Here is a 13,856-nt window from a genome sequence, read left to right on the forward strand (position 1 = left end):
CGAACGACAGGGCACCGCCCGCCCAACCGTCCGGCATGAATTGTTCCAGATTGCGGAGTTCGTCTTCATGAAGCGCAGCGCCTGTTCGCTTTTCACGGCCCTGGCCCTTGCCGGCCTTCCCCTCGCCGCAGGGGCGGCAACCGCCCCGGCCGAGGTACAGTCGGGCCATTACGCGGTCGAACCCGGCCATACCCAGGTCGGCTTCTCGGTCCTGCATTTCGGCTTCACCAATTATGCGGGCCTGTTCTCCACCGTGTCGGGCACGCTGGACCTGAACGTGAAGAACCCGGCCGCCTCCAGCCTGTCGGTCACCATCCCCATCGCCTCGGTGCAGACCACCAGCGACGTGCTGAACGGCGAACTGAAGGGCGCCGAATGGTTCGACGCCGACAAATTCCCCAACGCCACCTTCGTCTCGACCGGCGTGAAGCTGACGGGCAAGAGCGACGCCATCGTGGCCGGCAACCTGACGATCCACGGCGTGACGAAGCCCGAGACGCTGAAGGTCCATTTCATCGGCGCCGGCGTGAACCCGCTGGACAAGAAATACACGACGGGCTTCGAGGCCACGGGCACCGTCAGGCGCAGCGATTTCGGCGTCAGCAAATACGTGCCCTATGTCAGCGACGAGGTCACCCTGCGCATCGCCGGCGCCTTCGAAAAGCAGGACTGACCCTCGGCCCCCATGCACCGCGCGGCATGAAAACCTGCCACGGTACGTTTCGATTGTGGTATGATGGCGATGCACGGGTATCGCCATCTCCCGCTCTCCCCCCTAGGATGGCGATCCGTTCAGGACAGAGGGATACCGGACATGCGACGTGGTGACGAAGATGGCATTATGTCGGAAGCCAGCCTGCTCCTGGCCGAAATCCAGTCGGATGTGGAACAGATCAACCGGCGCGCCCAATCCACCCCGCAGACACCCGACATCCTGCGCCAGGGCATCGCCGCCCTGGCCGACAAGATCGACGCACTGTGCGACCTGAGCCGCCGCTAGGCGCCCAGGTCCCGCCCGCCTACCGCCTCCCGCACTGCGCGTCGACCAGCAGGCGCGCGCATTCCCCCACCCGCGCCGCCGGGCCCGGCGGCGGATAGGCCTGCCCCACGACAAAGGCCCCCTCCATCAGCAGGACCAGCCCGTCCGCCAGCGCGTCCGCGTCGGCCGCCCCCATCTGCCGGGCGCGCTCCACCAGCCAGTCCCGCACCTCGTGCTTCAGGCGCGCGGCCTCCTGCCGCACCGGGTGCGCCCGGTCGGGATAGTCCAGAATGGCATTGGTCAGCGCGCAGCCCCGATAATCGGCGGCAGCGGAACGCGCGGCCAGCGCGTCGAAATAGGCCAGCACCTGCGCGCGCGCATCGTCGGGATGCGCCGCCCGCGCAGCGGCGACCCGCTCCCAGAAAGAGCACTGGTAATCGGCCAGGAATGCCGCGGCCAACCCGTCCTTCGAGCGAAAGGCCCGATAGAGCGACGGCTTGGTCACGCCCGCCGTCTGCACGATCTCCTCCACCCCCACGGCCCGGATCCCCTGCCGATAGAACAGGTCGCGCGCCGATTGCCGGATACGCTCCGCCGCGCTCGGGCGTCGGGCAGGGGACGGAGAAGAGGACATGAGCAGAACCCGCTTGACGATGTTACCGATCGGTACGTAACCTGACGCACCTGCCACCAGCAACGCAACCAACCGGTCAGTCATATGCGCACGATCTCACCCCCCGGCAAGGTTTCCCGGCCCGCGCGCGCCTTCGTGGTGGTGGTCGGGCTCACCTTCGTCTCCCTGCTGGTGTCCGCCGGCGTGCGCGCCACGCCGGGCGTGCTCATGATGCCGCTCCAGATGGAACTGGGCTGGAACCGCGTCGCGATCTCGGCCACGGCGGCGTTCGGCATCTTCCTCTACGGTTTCGTCGGCCCGTTCTCGGCGGCGCTGATGCAGGCGGTGGGCATCCGCCGCACCCTGTCCGGCGCATTGCTGCTGATCGGCGGCGCCAGCGTCCTGTCCCTGTTCATGACCCGGCCGTGGCAGTTCTTCCTCACCTGGGGCGTGCTCACCGGTTTGGGCACCGGGGCGGTGGCGATGGTGCTGGGGGCGACGGTGGTCAATCGCTGGTTCGTCACCCGGCGCGGCACCATCATGGGGCTGCTGGCGGCCAGCACGGCGACAGGCTCGCTGTTCTTCCTGCCCGCGCTGGCGGCCCTGGCGCACGATCACGGCTGGCGCGCGCCGGTCGTGGCCGTCAGCATCGCCTGCCTGGTGCTGGCCCCGCTGGTCGCATTGTTCATGCCCGAACACCCCGAACGGCTGGGCCTTCTGCCGCACGGGGCACCGCCCGACTACGTGCCCCCGCCGCCGCCCGACCGCCACCCGCTGCACATGGCGGTGGGCGCATTGCGCGACGCGGTGCCCAGACGCGATTTCTGGTTCCTGTTCCTCACCTTTTTCGTCTGCGGCTTCACCACCAACGGCCTGATCGGCACCCATTTCATCGCCATCTGCGCCGATCACGGAATCGGCGAGGTCCCGGCGGCGGGCTACCTGGCCATGATGGGCCTGTGCGACCTGCTGGGCACCACCCTCTCCGGCTGGCTGACCGACCGGATGGACGCACGCTGGCTGCTCTTCTCCTATTACGGCCTGCGCGGCCTGTCGCTGGTCGTCCTGCCGTTCTGCGATTTCTCGCCGGCCAGCCTGACGATATTCGGAATCTTCTACGGGCTGGACTGGATCGCCACCGTACCGCCGACCCTGCGCCTGGCCACCGCGGCCTTCGGCGAGCGCGCGGCACCCGTGGTCTTCGGCTGGGTGGTGTTCGGCCACCAGATCGGCGCCGCCTGCGCCGCGTCGCTGGCCGGGCTGCTGCGGCAGGCCCAGGGCAGCTATCGCGACATGCTGGTGCTGGCCGGCTGCGCGGGCGTGCTGGCGGCGCTGATGGCACTGGGCATCGGCCGCGCGCCCGCGTCCGCCGCCCTCCCGGCACAGGCCCGCTCGTAACCGCCCCCCATCATTTGATAACGAACGGGTTTCCAAAGGGCGGAGTTGGCCAAGGTTCCGTCGGCCGGAACGGCCGATGGAATGCCAACGGAGGGGACTGCCCCTTGGCGGGTTTCAGGGCAGAGCCCTGAGAAACACCTCATTGCGGCAGGTCGTACCGCGCCGCGACCTGGTACAGATTGGCGTCGTTCACATCCCGGACCGCCCGCATCACGGCATCGCGCCGGCAGTCCGACCGCTCGATCGCCCGGCGAATTTCCAGCCCCACGGCCGGACTGTCGCCGCAGACCGTCAGCGCCGCTTGGTCGATCCGGCTCATCAGGTACCGGGCGTTCGTGCCATATGCCAGTTCGGCCCGATGATAGGGCACGGCAATCCGCTCCACCTCGGCCCCGCCTTCGACCGTGATATCCTCGGGCGTGGCAACGCCCTGCGCCCATGCGGGATGCGGCGCCACCGCCGGCGCCAGCCCGGCCAGGATCAGCAGCCCGATCCCCAGCAGCCCGGCGCGGCGGCGGGGCACGGGGCGCAAATCCGGCTGCCCGACAAACGCTTTCGCCGGAACGGCTTCGACAGGCGCCGCACACATCATCCGTACGGGATTGGTCATGACACACGCGCTCCAAGATAGACCTGGAAGAAATTCGGTGCCGCCACCCCCCGGAAATACGCCCGGCCGGGCGGCTGGACGCCCTATTCTGTAGGCGCGCACGGGCGCCGGAACCAGATCGCATTCGGCGTGGCCATGCCGCCCGTCACGCAGCGGGCGCATGCCCCCGCGCGCCGGGCGGGGCCCGGCGCGCCGGCGCACTCAGCCGTGGCGGCCGCCCTGATACACACGCCCGAACCGGTTTTCCAGGAACGCCCCCAGCGCGATATCCTCCTGCCGGATCACCCCCTGCGCGGGCAGGTGCCCGTCCTTCAGCAGGTCCAGCACCGCGCAGATCGCCCCGGCGGTGGTGATCTGGATCGCGGTGCGCGGCCGCCCGTTCACCACCTCGCCATAGATGCGGCGGACAAAGCTCTCCTGCGTCAGCCGCCCGTCGCGCCAGCCGGAAACGGTGACGAAGACCAGCACGATATCCTGCTGCGTGACCGGCAGCGCATATTCCAGAATATCCTTGAACAGATCGCGCCGTTCCGCCAGCCGCAGGTCGCGCAGCAGCATCTTCATCGCCTGCGCGTGGCCGGGATAACGGATGGTGCGATAATTCAGCTCCCGCACCGCCCCGGCATAGGTCTCGCAGAGCGAGCCGAGGCCGCCCGACGTGTTGAACGCCTCATAGGTCACGCCGTCGACGCCCAGCGTCTCCAGCCCTTCCAGCGCCGGCACCATGTGCCGCTCGCCGCCCACGATGGCCTCGCAGGGCTCGATATATTCGTTGATGACGCCGTCGGTGCTCCAGGTCAGGTTGTAGCCCAGCGCGTTGGAGGGAAATTCCGGCAGCGCGCCGACGCGCAGATGAATCGTGTCCAGCCGCTCGAACCGCTGCGCGATGTCGTGCGCGACGATGGAAACGAAACCCGGCGCCAGCCCGCATTGCGGGATAAAGGCCGATTGCGCCCCGGCCGCCAGCGCACGCACGGCACGGGTGCTGGCCACGTCTTCCGTCAGGTCCAGATAATGGATCCCGGCGGCAGCGGCGGCGGTGGCGATGACGGTGGTCAGATGATACGGCGCGGCCGAGAGCACGGCATAATGCCCCTCCATCAGCGGCCCCAGCGCCCCCTCGCGGGCGATATCCACCCGCACCCGGCGCACCTGCGGCCCCACATCGGCGCGATCCAGCCCCGGCTGGTCCCGGTCGATCAGCGTCACGGCATAATCGCCGGTCGCATCCAGGAAATCCGCAATCGTCGAACCGATCTTGCCGGCACCAACCACGAGTATCTTCTTCATGCCCATCATTCCCGAACCGTATTGCGATACGGAAATGGAACGAAGGATCGCCGCCGGACACAATGGGCGGACTGCCGCGCGATCGGCGCTTTCCTTCGGCAGAATGTCGGATATGATCGGCATTATGCAACCTGACGAAACCGACAGGGCCCTGCTCGCCCTGCTGGAGGGCAATGCGCGCCTCTCCACCGTCGCCCTGGCCCGACGCGTCGGCCTGTCGCGCACGACGGTGCAAAGCCGGATCGAGCGGATGGAACGCGCGGGCCTGATCGCGGGCTACACCACCATCACCCCGGCGCACGAAGCCGATGCGGTGCGCGCCCATGTCATGATCACGGTCACCCCCCGCCACGCGGCGTCGGTCGAGGCCGCCTTGCGCCCGATCCGCGAAATCCGCGAACTGCACGCCGTCAGCGGCATGGTGGACATGATCGCCATCGTCGGCGCGGGCTCGACCGAAACCATCAACCGCGTCATCGACCGGATCGGCATGCTGGACGGGGTGGAACGCACCACCTCCGCCATCATCCTCTCCACCCGCTTCCGCCGCCGCCCACCCGCACCGCCCGCCTGACGCGCCGCCGCGCAGGCCCGGTCACGCCCTGCGAGAGCCCATGCGGCTCAACCCGTACCACGCCGCCGCCTGCACGCCATAGGCCAGGGCCATCAGATAGCCCGCCATCATCGCATCCCCGGTCCGCCCGATCAGCCACGTCACGACCGAGGGCGTAAACCCGCCGAACAGCGAAACGGTGGTGGCATAGACAAAGCCGAACAGCAGCACCCGGCTGGCCGAGGGCAGCGATTCCAGCATGGCCTGCCACAACGGCACCAGCGTCAGGCTGGACAGCGCGAACAGGCCGCAATTCAGCAGCAGCTGGCTGGCCAGCCCGGGCCGTTCGATGGCGTAATGGTACAGCGGCACGCTCAGCACCCCCGTCAGCGCCATCAGCACCCCGATCAGCCCCCGCAGATGGTGCGACCGCAGCGCCACCCACCAGCCCAGCGGCACCATGGCCAGCCCCGCCAGCATCCCCGCCACATTGGCCAGCATCCCCACCCGCGGCGACAGATGCAGGACCGAGACCGCGTAGCTGACGCCGAAATGGCGCAGATAGGTCGAAACCGTGCCCCCGGCGACGGTCAGCGCAATCAGCGCCACCACCAGCCCGGGCGGCCGGGCACCGCGCACCTGCGGCCTGCCGTGCGGCAGGGCGGCGGCCACCCAGCGCAGGGCAAACCCGGCGGGGACGATCACAAGCCCCAGCGCGAAGGGAATGCGCCAGCCCCAGTCGTAAAGCTGGTCGTGCGTCAGCACCACCGACAGCACCAGCCCCACGGTGACGGCGGCGAGCGAGCCGAGCAACTGCGTCAGATATTGCAGCGAGCCATAAAGCCCGCCCTGTCCCGGCGGCGCGGCATCGAACAGCAGCGCCGTCACGGGCCCGATCTCGCCGCCTTCCGAAAATCCCTGCACGATCCGCGCCAGCAGCACCAGCAGCGGCGCCCACGCCCCGATCGCCCGCGCCGGCGGCGTGGCGGCCAGCAGCGCCAGCCCCAGCGCCATCAGCAGGAAGGACAGCATCATCGCCCGCCGCCGCCCCCGCCGCGCGGCATAGCGCCCGATGGCAATCGCCCCCACGGGCCGGGCGACGAACCCGGCCGCGAACACCAGCATGGTCCGCAACAGCCCGTTCAGCCCGCCGCTGCTGTCGGGAAAGAAGGCCTCCCCGATCATGGGGGCGAAATAGGCATAGGCAAGGAAACTGTAGAATTCGAGGAAATTGCCGATACACGCCCCGGCCACCAGCATGATCCGCCCCGGACCGGCACTCCCCACTCCCAATGCCCCGCTCCCGTCGTCAACATTCTGAAACTGCCGCGAACTATGGCCGCAACCCGCCCCGCAACGCAAACGGCGCCACCCCGCTCCCCCCGAACTCCCGGCCCCGGCAAGCGTTGAAGAAGCCAGGCCCTGCCGCCGTAACGCCCGGCCCCACCGCCACCCCGGGGCCCGATCACGGAGGAGACGAGATTTGAAACTTCCCGCCCGCGCCCTGTCGGCCCGCGCCCTGTCCACCCTGTCCGCCCTCGCCCTGCTGTCCCTGGGCGCCGCCCACGCCGCAACGCGCGAGGAACAGAGCGCGGCCTGCCGGGGCGACGCGATCAAGCTGTGCACCTTCGCTATCCCCAACGAGGACAAGGTCACGGCCTGCATGAAGAAGAAGATCGACCAGCTCTCCCCCCGCTGCCGCGCCATGTTCCACCCATCGCGATCGGGCAGGAAGAAACCCCGCGGCTGACCGCCCGCAACGGCACGCCGCCACACCCGCCCGCACGCCCTTCGCACGACATGCTCACCGCGCATGCGGACATTCCCAATGCGGGCCTGCCCATTTTCATGCGGAACTGATAGGCCGGTTAAACGGTTCACCGACCTGGTCATGCCTTGCGGGAGAGAGTGAATGCCGGCCAGCACCGTCGCCGACCTGATCGCCGATACCCTCGTCGAAGCCGGCGTCAGCCGCATCTTCGGCATCGTGGGCGACAGCCTCAACGGATTGACCGAGGCCCTGCGCCTGCGCCCGGCCATCGAATGGGTGCATGTGCGCCACGAGGAAGTCGCGGCCTTCGCGGCATCGGGCGAGGCCCAGATCACCAACGGCCTGGCCGTCTGCGCGGGCTCCTGCGGCCCGGGCAATCTCCACCTCATCAACGGCCTGTTCGACGCCCATCGCAGCCGCACCCCGGTGCTGGCCATCGCGGCGCAGATCCCCTCCGCCGAAATCGGCGGCGGCTATTTCCAGGAAACCCATCCGCAGAACCTGTTCCGCGAATGCAGCCATTATTGCGAACTGGTCTCCGACCCCTCCCAACTGCCCTACGTGCTGGAAAACGCGATCCGCGCGGCCGTCGGGCAGCGCGGCGTCGCGGTCGTGGTCATCCCGGGCGACGTCGCGCTGCGCCCGGCACCCCCGCGCGCCCACGCCGCGCGCCGGGGCCTGCTGCCGCCGCAGCCCCGCGTGCTGCCGGCGGAAGCCGAGATCGACGCCCTGGCCGACATGCTCAACGGTGCCGCGCGCATCACCCTGTTCTGCGGGCGCGGCTGTGCCGGCGCCCACGCGCCGCTCATGCAACTGGCCGAAGCCCTCAAAAGCCCGACCGTGCACGCGCTGGGCGGCAAGGAATGGGTGGAATACGACAATCCCTACGATGTCGGCATGACGGGCTTCATCGGCTTCTCTTCCGGCTACGCCGCCATGCAGGCCTGCGACCTGCTGCTGATGCTCGGCACCGATTTCCCCTACAAGCAGTTCCTGCCGACCGACGCCCGCATCGCCCAGGTCGACATCCGGCCGGAAAATCTGGGTCGCCGCTGCAAGCTCGATTTGGGGCTGGTCGGCGATGTCGGCGCCACCCTCGCCGCATTGCTGCCGAAACTGACGGTCAAGACCGACCGCACGCATCTCGACACCAGCCTCGCCCAGTATGCCAAGGCCCGCGAGGGGCTGGACGACCTGGCAACCGGCACGCCGGGCCGCAAGCCGATCCACCCCCAATATCTCGCCCGCCTGGTCAGCGAGGCCGCGTCCGACGACGCGGTCTTCACCGCCGATGTCGGCACCCCCACCATCTGGGCCGCCCGCTACCTCAAGATGAACGGCCGCCGCCGCCTGGTCGGGTCGTGGGTCCACGGCTCCATGGCCAACGCCATGGCGCACGCGATCGGCATCCAGGCCGCGCAGCCGGGGCGGCAGGTGGTGTCGTTCTCGGGCGATGGCGGGTTCACCATGCTGATGGGCGACCTGATCACGCTGACGCAGCAGAAACTGCCGGTCAAGATCGTCATCTTCAACAACGGCGTGCTGGGCTTCGTGGCGCTGGAAATGAAGGCGGCCGGCTTCGTCGATGTCGGCGTGGACCTCCAGAATCCCGATTTCGCGGCCATGGCGCGGGCCATGGGCATCCACGCCCTGCGGGTGGAAGACCCGGGCGACCTGCCGGGCGCGGTGGCCGAAATCATGGCCCATGACGGCCCGGCCCTGCTGGATGTCGTAACCGCGACGCAGGAACTCTCCTTGCCACCGACGATCAAGGCCGAACAGGTCAAGGGCTTCAGCCTCTACATCCTCCGCGCCATCATGAACGGCCGGGGGGACGAGATCCTCGATCTCGCAAAGACCAATCTCCTGAAACGCTGAACGGGCGGGCGGGGTCCGTCACGGGGCCCCGCTCATCCGGCCACCCTTCCCGACCGTCATGCGCTACGGCCCGTCGGGCCGGTCCTGCGGCGCGACCGGCGGCGGCGTCTTCGCCGGCACCGGCGCGGGGGCCGATGCCCGCCCGCTCACGCCCGGAATCGCCTTGTTGCTCGGGTCCTTCAACGGGCAGGGCCCCGTCCGGCTCCGCTCCTTCATGGCCATGCACGTCCGCTCATGCGCATGGGACGAGGAGGGGGAGGAAGGGACGGTAGCAGGAAGGGAAGAAGGCGCGGAAGAGGTCGCCGGAGCCGGCGCGGACGGGCTCTCCTGCGCCCACCCGGCCGCAATCGCGGCGACCGACAGTCCCATGGCAAACAGGACAGGGTTCACGAAACGGGTCATGGAATCCTCCATCGCGCCAGATGCCGCGGCATCGCGGGCCTCAGGGACAGGAACGGCCGATACGCCCGATCTTTCCCCGGACACCGAAATTAAAAAAAATAATGAAGAAAGTGGAAAGAATGGAAAGATTCCCCGCATTCCCAACCCCTTGCCCTCCAAATGCGCGCAGCGAGGCCGACAGGGCACCCATCCATGATCCGCGCGATATCAGCGACATGGGTAATTTCCAATAAATTCGAAAATGTCCTTTTGAAAAAAAGAAAATTTTGAAACGGACAGGGCAGGGGTGTATGGGACTCCCCATGGGCCGCGTCGTCCGGGATGGTGCAGCGTGATGCACGGCTCGACCTTGGACAACAGGAGCATGTCATGATCCTCTTCGACAAATTCAATTCCTCTCTCGTCCGCGCCGCCGACCGCAGCAGCGGCGGGGCCAGCCACAATCCGGGCAATTTCGCCCAGGACCATGAAAGGGCAGCCGAGGCCGGCCGCAAGGGCGGCCAGCACAGCCACACCGCCGCCAGCCACACCACCGGCGGCGCCGAACACAAATCGGGCAATTTCGCCGACGATCCCGCCAAGGCGGCCGAGGCCGGCCGCAAGGGCGGCGAACACAGCCACGGCGGCCACAGCACCAGCGGCCAGACCCCCGGCAGCCACACGACCGGCAGCACCGAACACAAATCGGGCAATTTCGCCGACGACCCCGCAAAGGCGTCGGAAGCCGGCCGCAAGGGCGGCCAGGCCTCACATTCCCACAAGGGCATGTAAGGCCGCTTCATGGCGGCCGGGGCCCCCGCTCCGGCCGCCATGCGCGATCGGGGGGCCGCCACGGCGGCCCCCGGGCACGAAACCCGGCAGGCGCACGGCGTCGGCCGGGTTTCGGCGCGTACCCCGCACGCGGCCGAAAACTCCCTTTCCGGACGATTCTCACAAACTGGTGTAAAGATTTTTTGAAAACCGGCCGGCGGCTGGGGCTTTTCCGATTGCACGGGGCGCCGTGCTCATCCGCCCCCGTCCCGGGCGGCCGGGCACGGCGTTCGGCACCTGCCGACGTCGGAAAACCGATTATCCAGTCGAAGGAAATCGTCATGTCCATGACAAATCGCGCTTTCCGGACCATGGCCGGTGCGGCGATCCTCATCGCGCTGGCGGGCGGCGGCCCGGCGCAGGCCCAATCGGCGGCCGAGCGCTCGGGCGTCAATTCGCTGCTGGGGGTCAGCCCCTCGACCGACGATTTCGTGCGCACGGCGGCCCTCAGCGACATGTTCGAAATCCAGTCCGCCAGGCTGGCGCTGTCCAACAGCACCGATGCCGCGGTGCGCACCTTCGCGCAACGCATGCTCAAGGACCATCAGGCCACGACCGCCCAGCTCAAGGCCGCAATCGCCGGCCGCAGCGGCATCGCGGCCCCGCCGACCGAGCTGGACCAGTCGCACGAAACCAAGCTGGACCAGTTGCGCACCCTCAAGGGGCTGGGCTTCGACCGCACCTACCGCACCCAGCAGATCGCGGCGCACGAAGACGCGGTATCCCTCTTCACCCGATATGGCGAGGGCAAGGAAGACCAGGCCCTGCGCGACTTCGCCACCCACGCGCTGCCCACCCTCAACGACCATCTGCGCATGGCGCGCGCCCTGCCGATCACGCACGACTGATCGCGGGTTTTTCGAACAGGCCCTTGCGGGCACGGGAGACGACGACATGGCGGAACTGAGCGGACGAACCATCGCGATCCTGGCGACCGACGGGGTCGAGGAAGTGGAACTCGTCAAACCCGGCGAGGCCCTGCGCGAGGCCGGCGCCTTCACGGTCCTGGTCTCGCCCGGGCGGGCGGAAATCCAGGCCATGCAGGCCGACGTCCACCCGGCCCGCACCTACCCGGTCGAACGGCCGGTGATGGACGCCAGGGCCGAGGCATTCGACGGGCTCGTGCTCCCCGGCGGCACGACCAACCCCGACCAGCTGCGCATCGACCCCGCCTCGGTGGCGTTCGTGCGGCATTTCGTCGAGGCCGGCAAACCGATCGCGGCCATCTGCCACGGCGCCTGGACGCTGATCGAGGCCGGCGGCGTCGCCGGACACCGCATGACCTCCTGGCCCTCCCTGCGCACCGACCTCACAAACGCCGGCGCGCACTGGGTGGATGAGGAGGTCGTGACCGACGGCCCCCTGGTCACTTCCCGCAGGCCGGACGACCTGCCCGCTTTCTGCACCGCCATCGTCCACCTGTTCGCGAACGCACCCACGGTCCCGCCCCCGTCATCGCCGTGACGCAGCCGCAAGCCCCATCCGCCCCCGCAGGTCGCGCAATCCCGACGGATACTTGTCTGTCCGACAACGATCGCCCAGACTGATCGTGACGGAACCGGACCGATCGCGCCGGACCGTGCGCGCTCAGGGCCGGGAGGTCTCATCATGTCGAACCCCATGCACACGGCCACGCTCCGCGACGCCATCCGCGACCTGCCGCCCGACGACCCCGGCCCCCCATGCGGTTCGAACGGCCTCATGGGGGCCCATCGTGACTGAAGGTCTTTTCAGGGCGTTCGCCTGGTTTCGGCACCATGACGGCCCATCGCTGGTCGCCGTTCTCGCCATCATGGTCCTGCTGGTCCGATCGCAATCCCGAACCGAAAAGAACGTCCCGCGCGACAAGGCAAGCCGGCCGTGAAACGGCACGGCAGCCCGCCGGCAAAGACGCTGTTGTCCTCGGCTATTGCCAACGCCCGGGGCGCCTCCCTCCATTGGCGTTCCATCGGCCGGTCCGAACGACAGAACCCTGGCCAACATCGGATAACGAACGGGTTTCCAAAGGGCGGAGTTGGCCAAGGTTCCATCGGCCGGACCGGCCGATGGAATGCCAACGGAGGGGACTGCCCTTTGGCGGGTTTCAGGGCAGCGCCCTGAGCATCCTCCCCAACACCCAACGACAACAGGGGCTTGGCAAACGCGCCCACCGGCGATCGGCCCCGCACTCCCGCCTTGCCTGATCCCGAAATTCGTTTATCGTATACGTAGCGCAACTGCAACGTATCGAAGCGCCAGCCACGCTGGCCAGCCGGGAAGGTGCGATTTCCTCATGCCTATCTCGTTTCGGTGTCCGGGCCGGCGGCGATGACACCCTCCGTTTCCCCGCCGCGCACGGCGGTCGTGGTCGGCGGCGGCATCGTCGGCCGGGCCTGCGCGCTGCGCCTGCTGGCATGCGGACTCGACGTCGCGCTGGTCGATCCGCGATGCGACCCGCCGCCGCCCTCATGGGGCAATGCCGGTCATATCGCGTGCGAACAAACCGTCCCCCTGGCCGGCCCGGGCACGCTGCGCGACGTGCCGCGCCGCCTGTATCCGCGCGGGCCGCTGGATATCGGCTGGCGCCATGTCGGCACCTGGCTGCCGTGGACGCTGCGCTTCCTGGCGTGCTGCACGCCGGGGCGGGCGCGGGCCGGCACGGCGGCGCTGCGCGGCCTGATGGCCGACGCCCTGCCGGCCTGGCAGCGGCTGGCGGCCGATCTCGGCCGCCCCGACCTGCTGTCTTGCGACGGCACCATCAAGCTGTGGGAAGACGCGCGCACCATGCCCGGCGCGCCGCCCCACGCCGACCCCCTGACGGGCGTGGCCGCCACGCCCCTGCCGCCCGCGCAACTGGCGGCATTCGCCGCGGCGCTGCAGGTGCCGCCGGCCGCCGGCCGCCACTACGGCCGGACGGCCCATGTCACCGACATCACGGCCCTGCTGCATGCCATGGAAAGCCGCTTCATCGCGCGCGGCGGCATCTGGCGGGCGACCACGGCCACGCACCTGCGGCCCGGGCGGCACGGCACGGCGGTACACCTGGCGGACGGCACGATCCTGGCGCCCGATCTCGTCCTGGTCAGCGGCGGCATCGGCACGCGCGCCCTGCTGGCCAGGTCGGGCATGCGCGTCCCCCTGATCGCCGAGCGCGGCTATCATGTGGAATGGGACCATGGCGGCGTCTGGACCCTCCCCAATGTGGTGTTCGAGGACCGGGCGCTCGTCGTCACCCGGTTCGGCCCCCGCCTGCGGGCCACCTCGTTCGTCGAATTCACCCGCGACGACGCCCCGTTCGATCCGCGCAAATGGCAGATCCTGGAACGGCATGTCGCGCAACTGGGCCTGCCGGTCGCCTCGCCGTTCGCGCGCTGGGCCGGCGCCCGCCCCACGCTCCCCGACTACCTGCCGGCAATCGGCAGGCTGGGCACGGCACCGGGCCTCCATGCCGCCTTCGGGCACAATCACCTGGGCCTGACCCTGGCGGCCGCGACGGCCGAGGCCCTCGTCCCGGTCATGACCGGCGCCCCGCTTCCGCCCCGCCTGCACCCGTTCCGCCCCGACCGCTTCTGA

15 protein-coding genes are annotated in these 13,856 nt (G+C 69.0%); 10 read left to right on the top strand and 5 right to left on the bottom strand.

All coding sequences use genetic code 11. The annotated features are described in order from the left end of the window. Positions 1-67 precede the first annotated feature (67 nt). Both HLH27_RS10825 and HLH27_RS10830 read left to right on the top strand, forming a co-directional pair. Complete coding sequence (locus tag HLH27_RS10825; RefSeq protein WP_182950034.1) at positions 68-673, top strand: YceI family protein; 606 nt, start codon at positions 68-70, stop codon at positions 671-673. A 141-nt stretch (positions 674-814) separates the two neighbouring features. Beyond that, a complete protein-coding gene (locus tag HLH27_RS10830; protein ID WP_182950035.1) occupies positions 815-1,000 on the top strand; it encodes a hypothetical protein in 186 nt (61 codons plus the stop codon). Between the two features lie 19 nt (positions 1,001-1,019). On the opposite strand, the gene HLH27_RS10835 is transcribed toward HLH27_RS10830, so the two are convergent. Next, complete coding sequence (locus tag HLH27_RS10835; protein WP_182950036.1) at positions 1,020-1,613, bottom strand: TetR/AcrR family transcriptional regulator; 594 nt, start codon at positions 1,611-1,613, stop codon at positions 1,020-1,022. An 84-nt stretch (positions 1,614-1,697) separates the two neighbouring features. On the opposite strand from HLH27_RS10835, the gene HLH27_RS10840 reads away from it, so the two are divergent. Next, on the top strand, positions 1,698-2,990 hold the full coding sequence (locus HLH27_RS10840; protein WP_182950037.1) for an MFS transporter: 1,293 nt from the start codon (positions 1,698-1,700) through the stop codon (positions 2,988-2,990). A 139-nt stretch (positions 2,991-3,129) separates the two neighbouring features. Here the strand turns inward: HLH27_RS10840 and HLH27_RS10845 are convergent, their stop codons facing one another. After that, positions 3,130-3,600: a UrcA family protein gene (locus HLH27_RS10845; RefSeq protein WP_182950038.1), complete on the bottom strand. Its 471-nt coding sequence runs from the start codon at positions 3,598-3,600 to the stop codon at positions 3,130-3,132. Between the two features lie 201 nt (positions 3,601-3,801). Continuing rightward, on the bottom strand, positions 3,802-4,890 hold the full coding sequence (locus HLH27_RS10850; protein WP_182950039.1) for a saccharopine dehydrogenase family protein: 1,089 nt from the start codon (positions 4,888-4,890) through the stop codon (positions 3,802-3,804). A gap of 124 nt (positions 4,891-5,014) precedes the next feature. On the opposite strand from HLH27_RS10850, the gene HLH27_RS10855 reads away from it, so the two are divergent. After that, the gene (locus tag HLH27_RS10855; RefSeq protein WP_246375760.1) at positions 5,015-5,464 is read left to right on the top strand and encodes an Lrp/AsnC family transcriptional regulator; all 450 of its coding nucleotides are present in this window, start codon (positions 5,015-5,017) and stop codon (positions 5,462-5,464) included. 21 nt (positions 5,465-5,485) lie between these two features. On the opposite strand, the gene HLH27_RS10860 is transcribed toward HLH27_RS10855, so the two are convergent. Continuing rightward, positions 5,486-6,730 (bottom strand): MFS transporter, encoded by a 1,245-nt coding sequence (locus HLH27_RS10860; RefSeq protein ID WP_182950041.1) that lies wholly within the window; start codon positions 6,728-6,730, stop codon positions 5,486-5,488. A gap of 196 nt (positions 6,731-6,926) precedes the next feature. Here HLH27_RS10860 and HLH27_RS10865 point away from each other — a divergent pair, with 196 nt between their 5' ends. Next, a complete protein-coding gene (locus tag HLH27_RS10865) occupies positions 6,927-7,193 on the top strand; it encodes a hypothetical protein (protein WP_246375762.1) in 267 nt (88 codons plus the stop codon). 162 nt (positions 7,194-7,355) lie between these two features. Further along, positions 7,356-9,092, top strand: coding sequence for a ubiquinone-dependent pyruvate dehydrogenase (gene poxB / locus HLH27_RS10870; RefSeq protein WP_182950042.1), 1,737 nt, complete (start codon positions 7,356-7,358; stop codon positions 9,090-9,092). A gap of 63 nt (positions 9,093-9,155) precedes the next feature. Here poxB and HLH27_RS10875 read toward each other — a convergent pair whose 3' ends face one another. Next, positions 9,156-9,494, bottom strand: a complete 339-nt coding sequence (locus HLH27_RS10875; RefSeq protein ID WP_182950043.1) for a hypothetical protein — start codon at positions 9,492-9,494, stop codon at positions 9,156-9,158. Positions 9,495-9,863: 369 nt separating this feature from the next. Between HLH27_RS10875 and HLH27_RS10880 the strand changes: the two genes are divergently transcribed. From HLH27_RS10880 to HLH27_RS10895, 4 genes are all read left to right on the top strand, one after another. Further along, positions 9,864-10,265, top strand: a complete 402-nt coding sequence (locus HLH27_RS10880; protein ID WP_182950044.1) for a con-10 family general stress protein — start codon at positions 9,864-9,866, stop codon at positions 10,263-10,265. Positions 10,266-10,591: 326 nt separating this feature from the next. Then, on the top strand, positions 10,592-11,152 hold the full coding sequence (locus tag HLH27_RS10885) for a DUF4142 domain-containing protein (protein WP_246375764.1): 561 nt from the start codon (positions 10,592-10,594) through the stop codon (positions 11,150-11,152). 46 nt (positions 11,153-11,198) lie between these two features. Continuing rightward, positions 11,199-11,768, top strand: coding sequence for a type 1 glutamine amidotransferase domain-containing protein (locus tag HLH27_RS10890; RefSeq protein WP_182950045.1), 570 nt, complete (start codon positions 11,199-11,201; stop codon positions 11,766-11,768). A gap of 843 nt (positions 11,769-12,611) precedes the next feature. After that, positions 12,612-13,856: an NAD(P)/FAD-dependent oxidoreductase gene (locus HLH27_RS10895; RefSeq protein WP_220790375.1), complete on the top strand. Its 1,245-nt coding sequence runs from the start codon at positions 12,612-12,614 to the stop codon at positions 13,854-13,856.

This window comes from Gluconacetobacter takamatsuzukensis, assembly GCF_014174275.1.
Taxonomy (GTDB): Bacteria; Pseudomonadota; Alphaproteobacteria; order Acetobacterales; family Acetobacteraceae; genus Gluconacetobacter; species Gluconacetobacter takamatsuzukensis.